The 21,910-nt window shown below is 71.4% G+C and carries 19 protein-coding genes; 3 read left to right on the top strand and 16 right to left on the bottom strand.

What is annotated here, in order from left to right; all coding sequences use genetic code 11:
• Positions 1 to 92: 92 nt before the first annotated feature.
• From OIU81_RS27390 to rsmH, 16 genes are all read right to left on the bottom strand, one after another.
• Positions 93 to 1,205 (bottom strand): DivIVA domain-containing protein, encoded by a 1,113-nt coding sequence (locus OIU81_RS27390; protein ID WP_329151964.1) that lies wholly within the window; start codon positions 1,203 to 1,205, stop codon positions 93 to 95.
• A gap of 49 nt (positions 1,206 to 1,254) precedes the next feature.
• The gene (locus tag OIU81_RS27385; protein ID WP_030415214.1) at positions 1,255 to 1,548 is read right to left on the bottom strand and encodes a YggT family protein; all 294 of its coding nucleotides are present in this window, start codon (positions 1,546 to 1,548) and stop codon (positions 1,255 to 1,257) included.
• Positions 1,549 to 1,614: 66 nt separating this feature from the next.
• On the bottom strand, positions 1,615 to 2,235 hold the full coding sequence (locus tag OIU81_RS27380; RefSeq protein WP_006606158.1) for a cell division protein SepF: 621 nt from the start codon (positions 2,233 to 2,235) through the stop codon (positions 1,615 to 1,617).
• Between the two features lie 122 nt (positions 2,236 to 2,357).
• Positions 2,358 to 3,080, bottom strand: a complete 723-nt coding sequence (locus OIU81_RS27375) for a YggS family pyridoxal phosphate-dependent enzyme (protein WP_329151959.1) — start codon at positions 3,078 to 3,080, stop codon at positions 2,358 to 2,360.
• Positions 3,064 to 3,840 carry a peptidoglycan editing factor PgeF gene (gene pgeF, locus OIU81_RS27370; protein ID WP_329151957.1) on the bottom strand — a complete coding sequence of 259 codons (777 nt, stop codon included), beginning with the start codon at positions 3,838 to 3,840 and terminating at the stop codon, positions 3,064 to 3,066. Before pgeF ends, OIU81_RS27375 begins: the two co-directional genes overlap by 17 nt.
• 14 nt (positions 3,841 to 3,854) lie before the next feature.
• Entirely contained in the window at positions 3,855 to 5,081 is a 1,227-nt protein-coding gene (ftsZ, locus tag OIU81_RS27365; RefSeq protein WP_329151955.1) for a cell division protein FtsZ, read from the bottom strand.
• Positions 5,082 to 5,363: 282 nt separating this feature from the next.
• Entirely contained in the window at positions 5,364 to 6,179 is an 816-nt protein-coding gene (locus OIU81_RS27360; protein ID WP_329151953.1) for a cell division protein FtsQ/DivIB, read from the bottom strand.
• A gap of 23 nt (positions 6,180 to 6,202) precedes the next feature.
• The gene (gene murG / locus OIU81_RS27355) at positions 6,203 to 7,294 is read right to left on the bottom strand and encodes an undecaprenyldiphospho-muramoylpentapeptide beta-N-acetylglucosaminyltransferase (protein WP_329151951.1); all 1,092 of its coding nucleotides are present in this window, start codon (positions 7,292 to 7,294) and stop codon (positions 6,203 to 6,205) included.
• Between the two features lie 6 nt (positions 7,295 to 7,300).
• Entirely contained in the window at positions 7,301 to 8,650 is a 1,350-nt protein-coding gene (gene ftsW, locus OIU81_RS27350; RefSeq protein WP_329151950.1) for a putative lipid II flippase FtsW, read from the bottom strand.
• 60 nt (positions 8,651 to 8,710) lie between these two features.
• The gene (murD, locus tag OIU81_RS27345; protein WP_443074054.1) at positions 8,711 to 10,204 is read right to left on the bottom strand and encodes a UDP-N-acetylmuramoyl-L-alanine--D-glutamate ligase; all 1,494 of its coding nucleotides are present in this window, start codon (positions 10,202 to 10,204) and stop codon (positions 8,711 to 8,713) included.
• Positions 10,186 to 11,250: a phospho-N-acetylmuramoyl-pentapeptide-transferase gene (gene mraY / locus OIU81_RS27340; RefSeq protein ID WP_329155390.1), complete on the bottom strand. Its 1,065-nt coding sequence runs from the start codon at positions 11,248 to 11,250 to the stop codon at positions 10,186 to 10,188. Before mraY ends, murD begins: the two co-directional genes overlap by 19 nt.
• A gap of 5 nt (positions 11,251 to 11,255) precedes the next feature.
• The gene (locus tag OIU81_RS27335; RefSeq protein WP_329151949.1) at positions 11,256 to 12,707 is read right to left on the bottom strand and encodes a UDP-N-acetylmuramoyl-tripeptide--D-alanyl-D-alanine ligase; all 1,452 of its coding nucleotides are present in this window, start codon (positions 12,705 to 12,707) and stop codon (positions 11,256 to 11,258) included.
• Positions 12,708 to 12,769: 62 nt separating this feature from the next.
• Positions 12,770 to 14,533, bottom strand: a complete 1,764-nt coding sequence (locus tag OIU81_RS27330) for a UDP-N-acetylmuramoyl-L-alanyl-D-glutamate--2,6-diaminopimelate ligase (protein WP_443074053.1) — start codon at positions 14,531 to 14,533, stop codon at positions 12,770 to 12,772.
• 18 nt (positions 14,534 to 14,551) lie between these two features.
• Positions 14,552 to 16,555 (bottom strand): peptidoglycan D,D-transpeptidase FtsI family protein, encoded by a 2,004-nt coding sequence (locus tag OIU81_RS27325; RefSeq protein WP_329151948.1) that lies wholly within the window; start codon positions 16,553 to 16,555, stop codon positions 14,552 to 14,554.
• A 7-nt stretch (positions 16,556 to 16,562) separates the two neighbouring features.
• A complete protein-coding gene (locus OIU81_RS27320) occupies positions 16,563 to 17,138 on the bottom strand; it encodes an FtsB family cell division protein (RefSeq protein ID WP_329151946.1) in 576 nt (191 codons plus the stop codon).
• Complete coding sequence (gene rsmH, locus OIU81_RS27315; RefSeq protein ID WP_329151945.1) at positions 17,135 to 18,103, bottom strand: 16S rRNA (cytosine(1402)-N(4))-methyltransferase RsmH; 969 nt, start codon at positions 18,101 to 18,103, stop codon at positions 17,135 to 17,137. Before rsmH ends, OIU81_RS27320 begins: the two co-directional genes overlap by 4 nt.
• 516 nt (positions 18,104 to 18,619) lie before the next feature.
• Between rsmH and OIU81_RS27310 the strand changes: the two genes are divergently transcribed.
• The 3 genes from OIU81_RS27310 (at position 18,620) to OIU81_RS27300 (ending at position 21,895) form a co-directional block, all read left to right on the top strand.
• Positions 18,620 to 19,180: a beta-class carbonic anhydrase gene (locus tag OIU81_RS27310; protein WP_329151943.1), complete on the top strand. Its 561-nt coding sequence runs from the start codon at positions 18,620 to 18,622 to the stop codon at positions 19,178 to 19,180.
• A 331-nt stretch (positions 19,181 to 19,511) separates the two neighbouring features.
• Positions 19,512 to 20,531 (top strand): AAA family ATPase, encoded by a 1,020-nt coding sequence (locus OIU81_RS27305; protein WP_329151941.1) that lies wholly within the window; start codon positions 19,512 to 19,514, stop codon positions 20,529 to 20,531.
• Complete coding sequence (locus tag OIU81_RS27300) at positions 20,531 to 21,895, top strand: DUF58 domain-containing protein (protein WP_329151940.1); 1,365 nt, start codon at positions 20,531 to 20,533, stop codon at positions 21,893 to 21,895. Before OIU81_RS27305 ends, OIU81_RS27300 begins: the two co-directional genes overlap by 1 nt.
• Positions 21,896 to 21,910: the final 15 nt, after the last annotated feature.

The raw sequence follows: 21,910 nt of genomic DNA, 5'->3' as shown, positions 1-21,910 counted from the left end.
GGCACAAGTCCACACAAAAGGGCCGGGCCCCGAAGGAATGTTCTTCCTTCGGGGCCCGGCCCTGATTGCCGACTGTGCGCGCTACGCGGACGTCAGTTGTCGTCCTCGTCGATGAGGAAGCCGCGCATCGGCGACGGCGTCTGCTGCATCGGCTGGGGGCTCTGCGGACGCACCGGAGCCATCGGCTGGGTCATCGCCGGCGACATCTGCTGCTGACCGCCGTAGGACGGACCGCCGCTGGGCTGACCGGCCATGGAGTGGTTGCCGCCACCCATGGGCTGACCGCCGCCCATGGTGTGGTTGCCGCCCATGGCACCCGCACCGGCCGACGCCATCGAGGGCGACGGCGGCAGCGAAGCGGTCGCCGGGGTCCGCGGCGGGGCCAGCGAGTCATCGGACTGGTTCTCCAGCTGACGCAGCTGGCTCTCCAGGTACGACTTCAGCCGCGTGCGGTACTCGCGCTCGAAGCCACGCAGGTCCTCGACCTTGCGCTCCAGCGTCGCGCGGGCCGACTCCAGCGAGCCCATCGCCACGCGGTGCTTCTCCTGCGCGTCCCGCTCCAGCGCATCGGCCTTGGCGCGGGCGTCCCGCTCCAGGCCCTCGGCACGGCTGCGCGCCTCGCCGACGATCTTGTTGGCCTCGGAACGGGCCTCCGCGATCGCCTGGTCGGCGGTCTGCTGTGCCAGCGACAGCACGCGCGCCGCGCTGTCACCGCCCGGGCCGCCCTGCTGGCCGGGGCCGGGCAGCTGGGGTCCGCCGGGACCGCCCATCGGGCCGCCCATGGGACCGCCGGGACCCATCGGACCGGGGCCGTGCGGGCCCTGCGGGCCGTGGCCACCGGGACCAGGAGGCAGCTGGGGTGCTCCACCGGGCAGTTGGGGAGGTCCACCCATCCCCTGCTGCTGCTGCGGCGGCACCGGCTGCGGACCGGATATGGCGGCGGGCACAGGGGCCCCGGGCCTCTGCTGCTGCTCCTGCTGCTGCTGGTCCGGTCCCTTGCGCAGACCCTGCTGCTGCTGGTTCTGCGCGGCGGCGCGGGTGGCGGCCGCAAGCTTGGCGCGAAGGTCCTCGTTCTCCCGCAGGAGCCGGGTCAGTTCGGCTTCGACCTCATCGAGGAAGGCATCGACCTCGTCCTCGTCATAGCCTTCTCGGAGGCGGACGGTCGTGAACTGCTTGTTCCGCACGTCCTCGGGGGTCAACGGCATCTCTACTTCACCTCAACGTAGTCGTCGGCAATCGGCAAGACCGTATCGTTCACACCAACAACACCGACCTCACGACGGTGATCAGGATGTACACGATGATCATCAATACGAAGAAGGACAGGTCGAGCGCCACGCCCCCGAGACGCAGCGGCGGAATTACCCGCCGCAGAAGCTTGAGTGGCGGATCAGTGACAGTGTAGGCGGCCTCAAGAATGACCACCATCGCCTTGCCGGGTTGCCATGAACGGGCGAATTGGAACACATAGTCCATCACCAGCCGGAAGATCAGCACGATCAAGAAGCAGTACAGCGCGATATAGATCACCTGACCAGCGACACTCATCTCGCGCGTCCCTCTCCCCTTGCTCCTGTGCGGACCTTACGGCCCTGGTGTGCCCGGTGTTGCGTCTCAGCTCTGGTTGAAGAACCCGCCCTCTGCGATACGGGCCTTGTCCTCCGCCGTGACATCGACGTTAGCAGGAGACAACAGGAACACCTTCTGCGTCACCCGCTCGATACTGCCGTGAAGACCAAACACCAAACCGGCCGCAAAGTCGACAAGTCGCTTCGCATCGGTGTCATCCATCTCCGTCAGATTCATGATCACCGGAGTGCCCTCGCGGAAGTGTTCCCCGATGGTACGGGCTTCGTTGTAGGTCCGGGGGTGGAGTGTGGTGATGCGGTAGGGCTCCCGCTCGGACACAACCTTGGGCATGATCACCGGTGCGTTCTTCTCCAGATTTGGACGTTCGGGTGTGATGGATGACACGGGGGCGATTCGCGCGGGTCGTCCGCTTTCCACGGTGAGCGGGGCCGGTTCGCGTTGCGCCGGAGGTGTCACAGCACGGACGGGTTCCTCCCTTTCCGGGGGGATTTCGGGCTGAGCCTGGTGCTGTTGACGCCGCCCCCGATCGGGTTCCGGGTCAAGCTCGGGCTCGAACTCGTCGTCGGGGTCGAACCCCCGGCCGTCGTACCCATCGTCCTCCACGAGGCCGAGGTAGACCGCCATCTTGCGCATCGCGCCGGCCATTCTCTGCGTCCTCCGCTCTGTGGTGGATCGGCTCCGTCAGCAGGGGCCTTGGATCCACGCGGCCTACCCGCTTGTGCGGGAATGACCATATTTTGTGCTGTGGTCCGACTTGCTTGGCGACGTTACCGGAGCCGTGGTCGGACTCCGAGTACCGCAGTGCCGACGCGCACATGTGTCGCCCCGGCTGCCACGGCATCTTCGAGGTCCGCGCTCATGCCTGCTGACACCATGTTGGCAGCAGGATGCAGCGCGCGCAGGTCGGATGAGATTTCCATGAGGCGCTGGAAAGCGGCGAGTTCGCGCCCGGCGTAGGGCCCGGCCAGCGGTGCGACGGTCATCACACCGTCCAGACGCAGCCCTTGGGCCCCGGCGATCGTCTCGGCAAGTGCCTCGACCCCGTCCGGCGCCACTCCGCCCCGTTCCCCCCGCTCCCCCGACTCCGCGTCGAGCGCCACCTGGATCAGACAGCCCAGCTCGCGCTCGGCGCGCACCGCCTCCCTGGAGAGCGTGGTGACGAGCCTGGCCCGGTCGACCGACTGAACAACTCCGGCATATCCGGCCACGGACCGCACCTTGTTCGTCTGCAATTGACCAACGAAGTGCCAAGTAAGGGACAAATCACCGCATTCGGCAGCCTTGGGAGCGGCCTCCTGGTCGCGGTTCTCCGCGACCTGCCGCACCCCCAGTTCCGCGAGCAGCCGTACATCGCTCGCGGGGTAGGTCTTGGTGACCACGATCAGGGTCACCTCCTCACGCGGCCGGCCGGCCGTGGCGCAGGCGGCGGAGATACGTTCCTCCACCTGAGCCAGGTTCTGCGCCAGCTGCGTTCTACGGTCGTCCGTCACGGCTCGGCCCCTCCCCGCCCCGGGCCGGGGGTGCCCCGAGCCATACGTAGCTCGCGAGCCGCCCCGTCGTACGGTCGCGCCGGTAAGAAAAATGGTCCGCGGATTCGCGGGTGCAGATGTGGGAATCCTCACGCAATGGCACGCCGACCGCGGCGAGTTGAGCCCGCACACCTGCGGTGACGTCCACCGCGGGAGTGCCCCAGTCGGTGGTCGCCCGGGCCTCGGGCACCACGGCGGCGACATCCTCGCGCATCGCCTCGGGCACCTCGTAACACCGCCCGCAGATCGCCGGCCCGGTGTGCGCGAGGATCCGTGCGGGCTCCGCGCCCTGCCGGACCATCGCCCCGACGACCGCCGGGACGACCCCGGCGACCAGCCCGGGCCGGCCGGCGTGCGCGGCCCCCGCCACCCCGGCGACCGGGTCGGCGAGCAGGACCGGGGTGCAGTCGGCCGTCAGCACGGCGAGCGCGAGCCCCCGCCGATTCGTCACCACCGCGTCCACCGCCGGGATGTCCTGGTCCTGCCACGGCCCGTCGACCACGGCGACGTCCCGGCCGTGGACCTGGTTCATCCAGACCACCGCGGCCGGGTCGAGGCCGAGTTCCGCGGCGGCCCGCGCACGGTTGGTGCGTACGGCCCGCGGGTCGTCGCCGACCGCGCCGCCCAGGTTGAGCTGCTCGTACGGAGCGGCGCTCACCCCGCCCCACCTGTCGGTGAAGGCGAAATGCGCGCCGCTCTCGTGGTGCTGTTGTCCTATCACTTCGCTGCTTTACGTCACTTCAGGAAGTCGGGGACGTCCAGTTCCTCGGCCGCGGAGTCCGAGTACGGACGGGCCGGGGGAACCTGCGGGGTGCTCGCCGGGGGCGAGGGGATCTCGCCCAGCGAGGAGGAGGACTCGGCCGGGGCCGGCTCCTCGTCACGCACGGGCACCGAACCCAGTCCGCCGAACGACGACGAACGCGGCTCGGGCGGAGTGGCCGGGCGGCTCGGGGCCGGGGCCGACTCCTCGCGCTTCGCGCCGGACGCGGTGGACGCGTCGCGGCGGGCCGGCGGCTGGCCGCCGTCGAAGCCCGCGGCGATGACCGTGACCCGGACCTCGTCGCCCAGCGCGTCGTCGATGACCGCGCCGAAGATGATGTTGGCTTCCGGGTGTGCGGCCTCGCTGACCAGCTGGGCGGCCTCGTTGATCTCGAAGAGACCGAGGTCGGAGCCGCCCGAGATGGACAGCAGCACACCGCGGGCGCCGTCGATGGACGCCTCCAGCAGCGGCGAGGAGATCGCCATCTCCGCGGCGGCCACCGCACGGTCGTCGCCGCGCGCCGAGCCGATGCCCATGAGGGCGGACCCGGCCTCCGACATCACGGACTTGACGTCGGCGAAGTCGAGGTTGATCAGGCCCGGGGTGGTGATCAGATCGGTGATGCCCTGTACACCCGACAGCAGCACCTGGTCCGCGGACTTGAACGCGTCGAGCACGCTCACCTGACGGTCCGAGATGGACAGCAGCCGGTCATTGGGGATCACGATGAGGGTGTCGACCTCTTCGCGCAGCTGGGCGATGCCGTCCTCGGCCTGGTTGGCGCGACGGCGGCCCTCGAAGGTGAACGGCCGGGTGACCACACCGATCGTCAGGGCGCCCAGCGAGCGCGCGATGTTGGCGACGACGGGTGCGCCGCCGGTGCCGGTGCCGCCGCCCTCTCCCGCGGTCACGAAGACCATGTCGGCCCCCTTGAGGACCTCCTCGATCTCCTCGCGGTGGTCCTCGGATGCCTTGCGACCCACATCCGGGTTGGCGCCGGCGCCGAGTCCGCGCGTCATTTCGCGGCCGACGTCGAGCTTGACGTCGGCGTCGCTCATCAGCAGCGCCTGCGCATCGGTGTTGATCGCGATGAACTCGACGCCCTTGAGCCCGACCTCGATCATCCGGTTGATGGCGTTCACGCCACCGCCGCCGATGCCGACGACCTTGATGACTGCGAGGTAGTTCTGCGGTGCTGCCACGTCGAAGGCCTCTCGCCTCGAGTTACGTGTCGTCGCCGCACGTGCGTGTGGACGCCGACTGATGCCGATGGGACGGTTCGTATTGCCGACCCGAACCCTAACGTTGAAGTTTAGGGTTACCTGTGCCTGTGTTCCTTGGTTCCATAGTCCCTTTGGAACGAGACACTAAGTCGACAAGGCGCGCACGTTCAACGAACACGCCGAACCTCCCGTTTTTCTTTTCACCCTATGTGATCACCCATAGTCGTAGCCATCCAGGGTGCTGGCCTGCAGCTACGCACGTCAACTCCCGGATACGGCAGGGGCGCTGGGCACCGACACATCGAAGTGGCGCGCGTCACGCGCCGCTTTCACCAGCGCGGCCAGCACCTTTGCCTTTTCGGCGCCCTGTTCGCTGCTACCCCAGGCGACGGTGCGGCCGTCCGACAGTTCGAGGGTGACGGCGTCGTAGGACCGTACCCGGACCTTCCGCAGGTCCTTGCGCAGCGCCATGGGCAGATCCCCGGCGACCTCGACGGCGGCGCGTCGCAGCCGGTCGATTCCGAACTGATGCAGACTCGGAGAGTCGGATGCGGTCATTTCCAGAAGCGGGACACCCTGGGGGGCCGCCGTCACGGTGGCGAACCGAACCCCCTCGGCGTCCACTTCGGCAAACTTTCCGCCCGACCGCATCAGCAGTTCCGGCTTCCTTTCGGTCACTTTCAGACCGATTGTGTTCGGCCAGGAGCGCTCGACGTCGGCGGTCTTGATCCGCGGCAGCCGGGCGCGCAGCCGGCGGGCCAGCGCCTCGGTGTCCACGGAGGCCAGCGGGGCGTTCATCGGGGCATGCGCCGCGGCGATGACCTCGCCCGGCGTCAGCACCTCGGTGCCGGTGGCCTTGACGCGTTCCACCCGCAGCCAGTTCGAGGCGTAGAGCACCCAGACGCCGAACGCGCCGAGCAGCGCCGCACCGACCAGGGTGATGATCAGACTGCGGCGGCCCGGCGCGCGGACGGGAAGGCGCACCCACCGGAATCTTCGCCGCGGGGGCGCCGCGGCGGAGGGCGGGCCGGACGATGACTTCTGCTCGCCGCGCCGGGCGGTTGTCGGTCCGGCCACGCTCCCCTGCCTTCTCTCGTGCGCTACTTGTTGCGCTGCGCGATCGCCTCGTACACCATGCCGACCAACAGCTCGTCGGCGTCCCGGCGGCCGAACTCGGAGGCCGCGCGCGACATCTCGTACAACCGGTGCGGATCGGCCAGGACCGGGAGCACGCTGCTCTGCACCCAGTCCGAGGTCAGCTGGGCGTCGTCGACCAGCAGCCCCCCGCCGGCGTTGACCAGCGGCTGGGCGTTGAGCCGCTGCTCGCCGTTGCCGATGGGCAGCGGGACGAAGGCGGCCGGGAGCCCGACTGCGGACAACTCGGCGACGGTCATCGCGCCCGCGCGGCAGAGCATCATGTCGGCCGCGGCGTACGCGAGATCCATCCGGTCCACGTACGGTACCGGGACATAGGGGGGCATCCCGGGCATGTTGTCCACGCGCGGCAGTTCGTTCTTCGGGCCGACCGCGTGCAGGACCTGGATTCCGGCACGCTGCAGGGCCGGCACCGCGGCCTGGATGACCTCGTTGAGCCGGCGGGCACCCTGGGAACCGCCGGACACCAGCAGGGTCGGGAGGTTGGGGTCGAGGCCGAAGGCGGCCCGCGCCTCGGGGCGGACCGCGGCGCGGTCCAGCGTGGCGATGGTGCGGCGCAGCGGGATGCCGACGTAGCGGGCCGCGCGCAGCTTGCTGTCCGGGGTGCTGACGGCGACGAACTTGGCGTAGCGCGAGCCGATCTTGTTGGCCAGACCGGGCCGGGCGTTGGCCTCGTGGACGATGATCGGCACCCCGAGCCGCTTGGCGGCCAGATAGCCGGGCAGCGCCACATAGCCGCCGAAGCCGACGACGCAGTCGGCCTTGGTGCGCTCCAGAATCTGCTCGGCGGCCTTGATCGTGCCGCGCAGCCGCCCGGGGACGGTGATCAGTTCGGGCGTGGGCTTGCGCGGCAGCGGTACGGCGGGGATCAGCCCCAGCTCATAGCCGCGCTCCGGGACGAGCCGGGTCTCCAGGCCCTTCTCCGTACCGAGTGCCGTGATCCCCACGGTGGGGTCCTGCCTCCGCAGTGCGTCCGCGAGGGCGAGCGCGGGCTCGATGTGGCCGGCGGTCCCCCCACCGGCGAGTACGACATGCACCGAAATTCACCGCTCTCCGGACGGTCGCTTCTTGACGCGCCGTCTCATCGTCTTCCATCTCACCCCAGCCGCTCTTCTGCCGAAGACCGGCTTCCGCTTCGACCGGGCCTTCAAGGCCGCTCGTGCAGCGGGCTCATCACGCGCGAAGGCGATCAGCAGCCCGATGGCGAACATCGTCGGCAGCAGGGCGGAGCCTCCGTAGGAGAACAGCGGGAGCGGGACACCGGCGATCGGCAACAGGCCGAGCACCGCACCGATGTTGATCACGGCCTGAGCCGTGATCCAGGTGGTCACACCTCCCGCGGCATACCGTACGAAGGGGTCCTCCGTGCGTCCGGCCACGCGGATACCCGCATAGCCTAGAGCCGCGAAGAGGGCGAGCACCGACAGCGTCCCCGCCAGACCCAGTTCCTCCCCGGTGATGGCGAAGATGAAGTCGGTGTGCGGTTCAGGGAGTTCACCCCATTTTTCCATACTCGCGCCGAGCCCGGAACCGAAGAATCCGCCGGACGCCAGCGCATAGATGCCGTGCACGGCCTGCCAGCACTGGTCACCGGGGCCCGGATCGGTCGCGCCGATGCAGGCCAGCCGGGACATCCGGTTGGCGCTGGTCTTGATCAGCAGCGCCCCGATCAGTGTGGCGGCGCCCAGCACCCCCGCGAACAGCCGGGTCGGCGCACCGGCCAGCCACAGCAGCCCGAACAGGATCGCCGTGAGAATGATCGCGGTGCCCATGTCGCCGCCGAGCATGATCAGCCCGAGCAGCAGAAAGGCCACCGGGATCAGCGGCACCAGCAGATGCTTCCACTGCGCCAGCAGTTTCTTGTCCTGTTTGCGGGCCAGCAGGTCGGCGCCCCACAGCACCAGCGCGAGCTTGCCGAACTCGCTCGGTTGCATCTGGAAAGGGCCGCCGAGGTTGATCCAGTTCTGGTTGCCGTTGACCGCGACCCCTATGCCGGGGATCTGGACCAGGCACATCAGGAACATCGAGCCGGCCAGCAGCGGATAGGCCAGCGCGCGGTGCAGCCGTACCGACATCCGGGCGGCGGCCAGCAGCAGCCCGCCGCCGAGCACGGCCGCGAGCAGCTGCTTGCGGAAGAAGAACGACGGGGCCAGGCCGGACTGCAGCGCCTTGATCTGGGACGCCGAGTAGACCATCACCAGGCCCAGAACGGTGATCAGCAGGCTGCCGCCGAGGATCAGGTAGTACGCGGTCAGCGGGCGGTCCCAGGCCCGCTGCACCCTGACCAGGAGGCCCCGGGGGCCGCCCGGGGTGCGGGGACCGCGCGGCCCCCGCACCGTGGCGGGCCGGCGCGGCACACGCGGTGAGGCCGCCTTCGGCGATCGGGCCGTCATCCTCGTCCCCTCCACAGGTGCGCGCACCGACCGGTCCCGGCGGCGGCGGGGAGTAACGGTCTAGTGATCCCGTGCGGTCAGCTCGCCGACCGCGTCGGCGAAGGCCTCGCCCCGCTTGTTGTAATTGACGAACATGTCCATCGAGGCACAGGCCGGGGCCAGCAGGACGGTGTCGCCCGGCTCGGCCAGACGGGTCGCTTCCCGGACCGCCTCGGACATCGCCCCAGTGTCTGTCCGGTCGAGGTCGACCACCGGGACATCGGGGGCGTGTCGCGCCAGGGCTTCGCGAATCAGCGCCCGATCGGCGCCGATCAGCACCACCCCGCGCAGCCGGGCCGCGGACTTCTGCACCAGCTCGTCGAAGGTCGCGCCCTTGGCCAGGCCGCCGGCGATCCACACGATGTGCGGGTACGCGGCCAACGACGCCTCGGCGGCGTGGGTGTTGGTGGCCTTGGAGTCGTCGATGTAGGTGACGCCGTCCAGGTCCGCGAGGTGCTGGATGCGGTGAGCCTCCGGGTGGAAGGCGCGCAGTCCGTCGCGTACGGCGGCCGGCCGGACGCCGTAGGCACGGGCCAGCGCCGCCGCCGCGAGGGCGTTGGCGATGTTGTGCGGGGCGGGCGTCCCGGAGCCGGGGGCGATGTCGGCGACCTCGGCGAGTTCCTGGGCCTGCTGCTGCCGGTCCGCCACGAAGGCGCGGTCGACGAGGAGGCCCTCGACGACGCCGAGTTGGGAGGGGGCCGGGGCGCCGAGGGTGAAGCCGATGGCGCGGCAGCCCTCCTCGACGTCGGCCTCGCGCACCAGGTCCTCGGTCGCCCGGTCGGCCACGTTGTAGACGCAGGCGACGGTGTTGCCCTCGTAGATCCGGCCCTTGTCGGCGGCGTACGCCGCCATGGAGCCGTGCCAGTCGAGGTGGTCGGGGGCGAGGTTGAGGACCACGGCGGAGTGCGCGCGCAGGGACGGCGCCCAGTGCAGCTGGTAGCTGGAGAGCTCGACGGCGAGCACGTCGTAGGGGCGCGCGCCGTCCTTCCCCTGGCCGAGGACGACATCGATGATCGGGGTGCCGATGTTGCCGACGGCCGTGGTGTGCAGACCCTCGGCTTCCAGGATCGAGGCCAGCATCCGCACGGTGGTGGTCTTGCCGTTGGTGCCGGTGACCGCGAGCCAGGCGGCGGGCGGCGCTCCCGTGACGGTCCCGCGCAGCCGCCAGGCGATCTCCACATCGCCGACCACGTCCACCCCGGCCGCGGCGGCCGCCGTGAACAGCGGGCTGTCCGGCTTCCAGCCGGGCGAGGTCACGACCAGGTCGGTGCCCTCGGGGAGGGTCTCGCCGTCGCCGAGGCGGACGGTGGTGTTCTCCGACTCCAGCTCCCGCGCGGCCGCCCGCTGCTTGTCCCCGTCGCCGCCGTCCACGACGGTGACGCGGGCGCCGAGGCCGGCCAGCGCGCGGGCGGCACTGATGCCGCTCACGCCCAGACCGGCCACGGTGATGTGCTGACCGGCGAACCCCGCGGGGCTGCCGGCCGGGTCGTGCGTGGTCACTTCGCTGCCTGCCAACCGCCGTAGAAGATGCCAAGTCCGACGATGACGCACATGCCCTGGATAATCCAGAATCTGACCACTACAAGGACTTCCGACCACCCCTTGAGCTCGAAGTGGTGCTGGAGTGGCGCCATCCGGAAGACCCGCTTGCCGGTCAGCCGGAACGAGCCGACCTGGATGACCACGGACATGGTGATCAGGACGAAGAGACCGCCGAGGATGGCCAGCAGCAGCTCGGTACGGGAGCAGATCGCCAGACCGGCCAGCGCGCCGCCCAGGGCCAGCGAGCCGGTGTCCCCCATGAAGATCTTGGCGGGTGAGGTGTTCCACCACAGGAAGCCGAAGCAGGCACCCATCAGGGCCGAGGCGACGACCGCGAGGTCGAGTGGATCGCGGACCTCGTAACAGCCCGGTCCCGCGGTGATCTGGTTGGCGCAGGACTCCTGGTGCTGCCAGATGCCGATGAAGGTGTACGCACCGAAGACCATCACCGAGGCGCCGGTGGCGAGGCCGTCGAGGCCGTCGGTGAGGTTCACGCCGTTGGACATCGCCAGGATCATGAACAGCGCCCAGATCACGAAGATCACCGGGCCGATCTGCCAGCCGAAGTCCTGGGTGAAGGACAGCCGGTCCGAGGCCGGGGTCTGTCCGCGCAGGTCGGCGAATTGCAGCGAGAGCACCGCGAAGGCGATGCCGACGATCAACTGGCCGGCCATCTTGGCCTTGGCCCGCAGGCCCAGCGAACGCTGCTTGACGATCTTGATGTAGTCGTCGAGGAAGCCGACCAGGCCCATGCCTGCCATCAGGAACAGCACCAGCACACCGGAGAAGGTGGGGTCGCTGCTCGTGATGACCTTGGTCAGCACATAGGCGATGATCGTGGCCAGGATGAAGGCGATACCACCCATGGTGGGCGTACCGCGCTTGCTGTGGTGATCGCGCGGGCCGTCATCGCGGATGAACTGCCCGTATCCCTTTTTGGCCAGCAGCTTGATCAGCACCGGGGTGCCGATCAGGGTCAGGAAGAGCCCGATCGTTCCGGAGAAGAGGATCTGCTTCATCGAGTTCATCGGGACGCGGCTCCGCCCTCAGCGCCCGCAGCGCCCCGCGGCCCTGCATCGTCCAGCAATGCTGCGGCGACCCGCTCCAGCCCCACCGACCTGGACGCCTTCACCAGCACGACATCTCCCGGCCGCAGCTCGCTGCGCAACAGGTCGACCGCCGCCCGCGCGTCGGACACGTGCACCGACTCCTCACCCCACGAACCCTCGTTCTTGGCGCCCATGTCGAGCCACGCCGCTTCCGCGCCGCCGACCGCCACGAGCTTGCTGACGTTGAGCCGGACGACCAGGCGTCCGACCGCGTCGTGTTCGGCGAGTGACTCCTCGCCGAGCTCGGCCATCTCACCGAGCACCGCCCACGTACGCCCGCCCTTCGCCTTGGCGGCTGCGCCCATGGCGACCAGCGCTCGCAGCGCCGCTCGCACGGACTCGGGGTTCGCGTTGTAGGCGTCGTTGACGACCGTCACGCCGTCCGCGCGCTCGGTGACCTCCATACGCCAGCGGGAGAGCGTGCCGGCTTCGGAGAGCGCGGAGGCGATCTCGTCGACGGGCATGCCCAACTCATGGGCTACGGCGGCCGCGGCGAGCGCGTTCGACACGTGGTGCTCACCGTACAGCCGCATGGTCACATCGCTGCACCCGGAGGGTGTGTGAAGCGTGAAGGCAGGCTGTCCGAGTTCCGTGAGACGGACATTCTCGGCGCGTACGGCGGCGTCCGCGGCCTCACCGAACAGGACAGTGCGGGCCGTTGTGCGCACCGCCATGGCACGCACGTACGGATCGTCGGCGTTGAGCACCGCGATCCCGCCCTCGTCCGCGGACGGCAGCGCCTCGACGAGTTCGCCCTTCGCCAGGGCGATCTGCTCGCGGCCGCCGAACTCGCCGATGTGCGCGGAGCCGACGTTGAGCACCACCCCGACCCTCGGCGGGGTCAGCCCGGCGAGGTAGCGGATGTGGCCGACACCGCGGGCGCCCATCTCCAGGACGAGGTGACGGGTCGTCTCATCGGCGCGCAGCGCGGTCAGCGGCAGCCCGATCTCGTTGTTGAGGTTGCCCTCGGGCCAGACCGTGGGGCCGTGCCGCTCCAGCAGTTGGGCGATCAGGTCCTTGGTGCTGGTCTTGCCGGCCGAGCCGGTCAGTCCGACGACGGTGGTGCCGAGCCGCTCGACGACGGCGCGGGCCAGCGCGCCGAGGGCGGCGGTGACGTCGTCGACGACGATCGCGGGGACGCCGACGGGGCGGGCGGCCAGGACGGCCACCGCGCCGGCCTCGACGGCTCCCCGGGCGAAGTCATGGCCGTCGGCGCGATCCCCGGCGAAGGCCACGAACAGGGCGCCGGGCCGCACCGCGCGGGAGTCGGCCACAACCGGTCCGGCGACCTCGCGGCCGTCGTCCGGTATGTCGTACTGCTGCCCGCCGACAATGCTCGCGATCTCGGCGAGCGACAGGGAGATCACAGGTCACCCCCGTCGAGGGGCGGGCGGTGACGATAAGCGGATTGTGCGCGCATGGAGGTGTGTCATCCCTGGTGGTTCGGCTGCGGTGACTGCTGCGACTGCTGCGACGTCTGAGAGCCCTCGATGGCGGCGCGCAGCACCTGGCGGTCGTCGAAGGGGCGGACCACTCCGGCGATGTCCTGGCCCTGCTCATGGCCCTTGCCCGCGACGATCACGGTGTCGCCGGGCTCGGCGCGGGCGACGGCGGCGGCGATGGCGGCGGCCCGCTCCTCCTCGACCAGCACCGTGCCGCGTTCGTGGATCGGCACCTCGGCGGCGCCTGCGAGCATGGTGGCGAGGATCGAGAGCGGGTCCTCGTTACGGGGGTTGTCGGAGGTCAGGATCGCCGTGTCGGCGAGCCGGGCCACCGCGGCGCCCATCGGGCCGCGCTTGTGCGGGTCACGGTCGCCGCCGCAGCCGAGCACGGCGTGCAGCTTGCCGTCGGTGACCTTGCGCAGGGCGCGCAGAACCGATTCGACGGCGTCCGTCTTGTGGGCGTAGTCGACGACCGCCAGATACGGCTGGCCGGCGTCGATGCGCTCCAGACGGCCGGGGACGCCGGGGACCGCGGCCACGCCGTCGGCCGCGATCTGCGCGTCGATGCCGGCGACGACCAGCGAGACGATCGCGGCGAGCGCGTTGGCGACGTTGAAGGGGCCGGCGATCGGGGAGGCGGCGCGCACGGTCACGCCGTCCGGGCCGTGCACCGTGAAGGTCGAGCCGAGGGTGCCGACCTCGACGTCCGCGGCGCGCCAGTCGGCGTCCGGGTGGCCCTCCGCGGAGAAGGTGGTGACCGGGACCTCGGACTCGCCCTCGGCCAGGCGCTTGCCGTACTCGTCGTCGAGGTTGACCACGCCGGCGCGGCTGCGGGCCTTGGTGAAGAGCTGGGCCTTGGCCTGGAAGTAGTCCTCCATCCCGGAGTGGAACTCCATGTGCTCCGGGCTGAGGTTGTTGAAGATCGCGACGTCGAAGACGCAGCCGTCGACCCGGCCGAGGACCAGGGCGTGGCTGGAGACCTCCATGGCGACCGCGCGGACCCCGCGCTCGCGCATCACGGCGAACAGCGCCTGCAGGTCGGTGGCCTCGGGGGTGGTGCGCTCCGACTTGATGCGCTCGTCGCCGATGCGGGTCTCGACGGTGCCGATCAGGCCGGTCGGCCCGCCGTCGGGGCGCCCGGCAGCGGCGGCCCGCAGCCCGCCCTCGATGAGGTAGGCGGTGGTGGTCTTGCCGGAGGTGCCGGTGATGCCGATCTGGAGGAGGTCCTCGCCCGGCGCCCCGTAGATCGAGACGGCCAGGGCGCCCATCCGCGCGCGCGGGTTCTCGACGGCGAGGACCGGCAGGCCGGTCGCGGCGGCGCGGTCGGCGCCCGTCGGGTCCGTCAGGATCGCGGCGGCGCCGAGGTCGGCGGCCTGGGCGACGAAGTCGGCGCCGTGCAGACGGGCACCGGGCAGCGCGGCGTAGACGTCACCGGGGCGTACCGCCCGGGAGTCGTGGGTGATGCCGGTGACCACGGCATCGGCATGGCCGGCGTCGGGGGCCGGGCATCCCAGCTGCTCGGCGAGGTCCGCCAGGGGGGTGGGGCGGACCCGTTCAGGGCGGGGGGCTCCCGGATAGGTGCCGGGACCGGCCTTCTCGGCGTGCTGGGCTTTCGGGGACTGATCAGCGTGTGACACGGCGGTGAGCGTACCGGGCACAGCGGGCCCGGGGCGAAGTGAGGGCGGTGGGGGGGCGCAGTTTCCCGGGATGGGGGTGCCATCGGGGGTGCCGTCGGGGGTGATGGTCGTCACGGCGGAATTGCCTCGATTTCATTGGCCTGGCGTGAAGGTGACCGGCAGCCGCGGGGGCTCGGCTCCGGTCGGCGGTACCTGGAGGGTCTTCAGCGCGAACGCCATGACCCGCTGGTAGATCGGGCCGCAGACCTGACCGCCGAAATAGCTGCCCGCAGTGGGGTTCTGGACCGCGCAGTAGACCGTGATGCGGGGCTTGTCAGCGGGGGCGAAGCCGGCGAAGGAGGCGGTGTAGCCGTGGTAGCGGCCGGTTTTGGGGTCCACCCGGTTGGAGGTGCCGGTCTTGCCGCCGACCCGGTAGCCGTCGATCTTCGCCTTCGCGCCGGTGCCCTCGTCGTCGTCGACCACCGATTCGAGCATGGTCGCGAGCGTGGTCGCGGTCTTCCGGCTGACCACCCGGTTCTTGGCCGGCCTGGGCGCCGCGGTGAACTTTCCGTCGGGGCCGGTGGTGCCGCGGACCAGGGAGGGGGCGATCCGCTCGCCGCCGTTGGCGATCGTGGAGTAGACGGAGGCGGCCTGTACGGCGTTGAGCGACAGCCCCTGGCCGAAGGGGATGGTGAACTGCTGCGAGGTGTTCCAGTCCTGCGGCTTGGCCAGGATGCCGTCGGTCTCGCCGGGGAAGCCGAGCCCGGTCGGCTTCCCGATACCGAACTTCCGCAGGTAGGAGTAGAGGACCTGGTTGGCCTGGGGCTGGGTCTTGCCGAGCTGGCCGGCCGCGAGGATCGTGCCGATGTTGCTGGACTTGGCGAGCACGCCGTTGAGCGTCAGGTGCCAGGTGGCGTGGTCGACGTCGTCGGCGAACAGCCGGTCGCCGCGGTGCAGCCGGTTGGGCACGGTGACCCGGGTGGCCGGGGTGGCGACGCCCTGCTCCAGGACGGCCGCCAGCGACATCAGCTTGCTGGTGGAGCCCGGCTCGAAGGCGTCGGACAGGGCGGCGTTGCCCAGCGCCTCCGGCTCGGCCTTCGCGACGTCGTTGGGGTCGAAGCCGGGCGCGTTGGCGAGGGCCAGGATCTCGCCGGTGCGGCTGTCCTGGACGACGACGTAGCCGCGGTCGGCCCGGGACTTGCCGACCTGCTCGGTGATGGCCTGCTGGGCCGCCCACTGGATGTCACGGTCGAGGGTCAGCTCGACGTCGCTGCCGGGGACCGCGGGATGCTCCTGGGTGTCGGCGGTGGGCACCCGGCGGCCGCCGGACTGGGCGTAGACGAGCTTGCCGTCCTTGCCCGCCAGCTGCCGGTTCAGGCGCGCCTCCAGACCGCCGCCGCCCTTGCCGTCGCTGCCCACGAAGCCGAGGACGCCCGAGGCGAGGTCCTTGTTGGGGTAGAGGCGCTTGCTGTGTTTGTCGGCGAAGATCCCGACCAGGACGTCGGGGCGGGGGGCGCGCTTGGGGGCGGCGGCCGCCCTGGCGTCGAGACGGGTGCGCAGGTCCTTGATCTTCTTCCAGACCTGCGGGCTCTGCTGCCGGGCGAGCAGCACATAGCGGGCCTTGGGCTGGTCGAGCTTCCGGGCGAGGGTGGCCTTGTCCTGGCCGAGGATCGGCGCCAGCAGCGCGGCGGCCCGCTGCGGCGCGTCGCCGGTCTTGGTCTTGCCGGGCGCCAGCAGGCTGGGGTCGGCGGTGATGTCGTACGCGTCGACGGTGGTGGCCAGGTCCACGCCGTTGCGGTCGGTGATCGCACCGCGCTCGGCGGCCAGTTTGACCGGTACGTAGCGGTTCTCGTTGGCCCGGGCGGCGTACGCCGAGGCATCGACGGCCTGCACCTGGAAGAGCCGGACGACGAAGACCAGCATGATCAGCGTCAGCCCCAGGGCGACCAGCCGCAGGCGGGGGCGGGGGCTGCCGAGGCGGAGCGCCGGCTGCCCGGGGCGGGCGGCGGGCCGCCGGGCCACGGATCGCTGTGCGCCGGGCTTCGGGGCCGGCCGGGGCCCGGGGCGCCGGCCAGGGAGCCGGCCGGCGCGGCCGGCTCCCTGGCCGCCGCGCTGGGCGGGGCGCGGCACCCGGCGGGGATCCCTGGGCTCGGTCATGCCGCGGTCACCTGCCGGCGGTCGTCGGAGAGGGGGCACCCGCGCCGGACGGGGCGCGCAGGGCGCCGTCCGGGGGCGCCGGAACGGCCGGTGCGTCCTCCGGTCCCGCCACACCGGCGGCGGCCGGGAGGGGCTGTGCGGAGGGTCCGGTGCGGCCGGGGGCGGACAGCAGCGAGGGCTCGGCGGAGCTGCTCAGCGGCGCCCCCGTCGACGTGGCCTTGCCCGGCCGGCCGTGGACCGTGCCGTCGGGGAGCAGGAACGCCGGGGAGCCGCCCGGCACCATCCCCAGCCTCCGGGCGCGCCGCTCCAGCGCGTCCGGGGCGGAGTAGGCGTCCACGTCCTGCTGGAGGGCCTGCTGCTCGTCCGTCAGCTCGTCGGTCTTCTTCTCCAGCTTGCTGAGCTCGAACGAGCCCTGGTTGAGCGCGGAGTTGAGCAGCAGCAGGGTGATCAGGCCGGAGCCGAGCAGGACGACGATCAGGAACACGAAGGGCGTGCGCGCCGCCGTGCCCCGGCCACCGGCCCCGGAGGGGAGCAGCGCGGCGAGGCGGTACTGCCTGCCGCGCGGTCTCCCCTGGCCTTTCATGCGGTGTCCTCGACGTTCTCGCGGATGCGCTCCGCGCCGCGCAGCCGGGCGGGGGCCGCGCGGCGGTTCTCGGCGACCTCCTCCTCCGTGGGGAGCTCGGCGCCGCGGGTCAGCAGCTTGAGCCGGGGCTGATAGCGCTCGGGGACGACCGGCAGTCCGGGCGGCGCCGTATTGGCCGCGCCGGCCGCGAAGACCTGCTTGACCAGCCGGTCCTCCAGCGAGTGGTAGGCGAGCACGGCGATCCGGCCGCCGACCGCGAGCGCCTTCACGGCGGCCGGAACGGCACGCTCCACGCTCTGCAGCTCCCCGTTGACCTCGATGCGCAGCGCCTGGAACGTGCGCTTGGCGGGGTTGCCGCCGGTGCGCTTGGCGGCCTGCGGCAGCGCGTCGCGGATCAGCTCGACCAGCCGCGCGCTGTTGGTGAACGGCTCCTTGGCCCGCTCGCGCACGACGGCCTCGACGATCCGCTTGGCCTGCTTCTCCTCACCGTAGGAGCGCAGGATCCGGACCAGCTCACCGGGCGCGTAGGTGTTGAGGACCTCCGCGGCGCTGATGCCGGTCGTCTGGTCCATCCGCATGTCGAGCGGGGCGTCCTGCGCGTACGCGAAGCCGCGGTCGGCCTCGTCGAGCTGCATGGAGGAGACCCCGAGATCGAAGAGCACACCCTGGACGCGCGGGGTCCCGAGCCGGTCGAGGACCTCGGGGAGCTCGTCGTAGACGGCGTGCACCAGGGTGGCGCGCTCCCCGTACGGGGCGAGCCGTTCGCCCGCGAGCTTCAGGGCGGAGGGGTCGCGGTCGAGGGCGATGAGCCGGGCCGCGGGGAAGGTGGCGAGCAGCGCCTCGCTGTGGCCGCCGAGGCCGAGCGTGCAGTCGACGACGACCGCGCCGGGCTCGGCGAGCGCGGGGGCGAGCATGTCCAGGCACCGCTGGAGCATGACGGGTACGTGACGGGTGCTGCCGTTCATCCGGCGGCCCCGCCGCGCTCGGCCCGCCTGCCCGCGCAGAGCGCGCACTTCTTCCTGGTTCGCTCGCTACGCTCGCTCATGTGCCTTCCGATGGGCTGGGCGGCAGGTGGGTCCCCGGCCGCTGGCTGGGGGATGCCGCACGTACCGCTTGGTCCCCGCCCGCTCTGAAGGGGAAGTGGCCCTCCGGCGACGGGGAAGTGACGTCGGAAGACCATGGGAGCGGGAGGAGGCCGAGCCGTACGTACGACGCGCGCACGCGAGGAATCCGGTATCCAAGGAGAGCGTCACGCCTCCCACTTCGCGCCACTTTAGTCCACCTGCTGTCCCGGTCAATCAACCGGTTCCGCGCGTCCTGCGACGGCTTTGCCGCGGCCATCCCGCCGGCTTCCCGCGGGCCGCTCACCCGGACGGCGGGGGGACGGACGGACCTGTGGGTTACCTCACAAGGAGTGATGTCGCCCCCTATGCCCGGCCTCCTGTGCAGCCGGAAGAGCCGGCGCCGATTACCGTGTTTCCATGCCCATACCTGCATCGCAGCCGCTGCCCCCGTCCTCCGACAACGCCGCCGGCGGTGCCGACGGCACCGTCACCGACAGTCTCGTCGAGGCCAACCAGCGCTATGCCGCGTCGTTCACGGACCCCGGGATGGACGCCCGGCCGGTGCGCAAGGTCGCTGTCGTCTCCTGTATGGACGCCAGGATCGATCTGCACGCCGCTCTTGGCCTGAAGCTCGGCGACTGCCACACCATCCGCAATGCCGGCGGGGTGGTCACCGACGACATCATCCGGTCCCTGACGATCAGCCAGCGGGCACTCGGCACCCGCTCGGTCGTCCTCATCCACCACACCAACTGCGGTCTGCTCAGCCTGACCGAGGACTTCCGCCACGATCTGGCGGCCGAGGTCGGGCAGCGTCCCACCTGGGCGGTCGAGGCGTTCAAGGACCTCGACGAGGACGTGCGGCAGTCGATGCAGCGGGTGCGCACCTCGCCCTTCCTGCCGCACACCGACGACGTCCGCGGCTTCGTCTTCGATGTGACGACCGGTCTGCTGCGGGAGATCGATCCGCAGGACTGATGTGCGGGACCGCCCCCGGCCGGCCGGGCCGGGGGCGACCGGGGCACGGGGGCCGGGGGTGGCCGGAGGCCGGGGTGGGCCTGGGACCAGGGGGTGGCCGGGGGTCGGGGTGGCCGGGGCCGGAGCGGAAGGCCGGTTTCGCCCCGAAGGCCCGGAAAGCCGGAACATAACCTTGTGAGTTATCCACAGGTCATGACGCGAGGCCGCGCGGGCGGCAAGAATGCGTACGTGACGTCGTCCGGCCGGGTGGCCGGGTGCGATGCGCGCTTTCGGGGTGGGCCGGGTCCGCAGAGGGGGCCCCTGCCCGTGGCACGGGACCGAGGAGGGCCGAGTGACGACGTATGACGAACGAGCGAGCCTCAGCGATCTGACCACCACCGCGGACCGGGTCCGCCGGTCGGTGGAGAGCGTGATCGAGGGCAAGCCGGAGGTCGTACGGCTCGCACTGACCGTGCTCCTGGCCGAGGGACATCTGCTCATCGAGGACGTGCCCGGCGTCGGCAAGACCATGCTCGCCAAGGCGCTGGCCCGCTCCGTCGACTGCTCGGTGCGGCGCATCCAGTTCACACCGGACCTGCTGCCCTCCGACATCACCGGCGTCAGCATCTTCGACCAGCAACAGCGGGACTTCGAGTTCAAGCCCGGCGCGATCTTCTCCCAGATCGTGATCGGCGACGAGATCAACCGCGCCTCGCCCAAGACACAGTCGGCGCTCCTGGAGTCCATGGAGGAGCACCAGGTCACGATGGACGGGCAGACCTACGAGCTGCCCAGCCCGTTCATGGTGATCGCCACCCAGAACCCGGTCGAGATGGAGGGCACCTACCCCCTCCCCGAGGCCCAGCGGGACCGCTTCATGGCGCGGGTGTCGATCGGCTACCCCAGCCCGGCGGCCGAGCTGCAGATGCTGGATGTGCACGGCGGCGCCTCGCCCCTGGACGACCTCCAGCCGGTCGCGCACGCCCACGAGATCGTGAAGCTCACCGAAGCCGTGCGCGAGGTCCATGTCGCCGAAGCGGTCCGCAGATACACCGTGGATCTGGTCGCGGCCACCCGCAGCCACCCCGAACTGCGGCTCGGCGCCTCACCGCGCGCCACCCTGCATCTGCTGCGCGCCGCCAAGGCCTCCGCCGCGCTCCTGGGCCGGGAGTACGCCCTCCCGGACGACGTCCAGTCGCTCGTGGTGCCGGTGCTCACCCACCGGCTGCTGCCCACGGCCCAGGCCCAGTTGAACCGCCGCAGCGCCGAACAGATCGTCCGGGAGATCGTGCAGCGCGTCCCGGTCCCCGACCCGTCCGCGCAGCCATGGCGCACACCCGGTCAGCGGCCGCCCGGCGTCCGGGGGTTGTGATGTCCCAGGGGGGGAGCGGGGGGACGCCGGAGCGGGACGGACTGCGGGCGGCGCTCAGGGGACTGACGACACGCGGCAGATCGTTCCTGGCCGCCGGGATGGCCGCCGCGGTGTGCTCCTTCCTCCTCGGCCAGCCGGATCTGCTGCGGGTCGGTCTGCTGCTCGCCGCGCTGCCGCTGGTGTGCGTCCTGGTCCTGCACCGCACCCGCTACCGGGTCGCGGGCAGCCGCACGCTCTCCCCGGCCCGGGTGCCCGTGGCCGCCGAGTCCCGGGTCCGGCTGCGGATGGAGAACGTCTCCCGGCTGCCGACGGGGGTGCTGATGCTCCAGGACCGCGTGCCGTACGTCCTCGGGCCCCGGCCCCGGTTCGTCCTGGACCGGGTCGAGGCCGGCGGCCGCCGTGAGGTCTCCTACCGCGTCCGCTCCGACCTGCGCGGCCGCTATCCGCTGGGACCGCTGCAACTGCGCCTGTCCGACCCGTTCGGGATGTGCGAGCTGACCCGCTCGTTCAGCACCTGCGACACCCTCACGGTGGTGCCGCGCATCGAGCCGCTGCCGCCGGTGCGCCTGGCGGGCGAGGCCGCCGGCTACGGCGAGGGACGCCAGCGGTCGCCGGCACTGGCCGGCGAGGACGACGTCATTCCGCGCGGCTACCGGCACGGCGACGATCTGCGCCGGGTCCACTGGCGCTCCACCGCGCGCTACGGCGAGTTGATGGTCCGCAGGGAGGAGCAGCCGCAGAAGACCCGCTGCACGATCCTGCTCGACACCCGCGCGACGGCCCACCCGGGCTCGGGTCCCGACTCGGCCTTCGAATGGGCGGTGACGGGCGCCGCGTCGAGCGCGGCGCATCTGCTGGAGCGCGGTTTCTCGGTGCGGCTGCTGACCGACACCGGCACCTCGGTCCCGGGCCCCGACGGCTTCGGCGGCGGCACGGAATCGGCCGATGCCGCGGGCCTGGTGCTGGACACCCTCGCCGTCGTGGAGCAGTCCGAGGAAGAGGGGTTGTCGGGGGCGTACGACGTGCTGCGCGGCGGCAGCGAAGGACTGCTGGTCGCCTTCTTCGGCGACCTGGACGAGCGGCAGGCGGCGGTGGCCGGGCGGATGCGGCAGCGCTGCGGAGCGGCCCTCGCGTTCGTCCTGGACGGCGACGCCTGGACCCGCGGCCCCGGCGGCATCGCATTCTCCGCCGGTCAGGTCCCGGTGGCCGACCGGCTGCGGCTGCTGCGGGAGGCGGGCTGGAAGGCGCTGCCGGTGACCCCCGGGGACACCCTCGCCGACCTGTGGCGTGCGGGGTCCGGGCCGCGGCGCCCGGCGGATGCGGAAGCGGACGCGGTGCAGACTCCGGCGGGGGGCTGGTCATGAACGGGTTCCCGAGCC

This window comes from Streptomyces sp. NBC_01454 (genome assembly GCF_036227565.1).
Taxonomy (GTDB): domain Bacteria; phylum Actinomycetota; class Actinomycetes; order Streptomycetales; family Streptomycetaceae; genus Streptomyces.
This window is presented reverse-complemented; position numbering and strand designations above follow the sequence as displayed.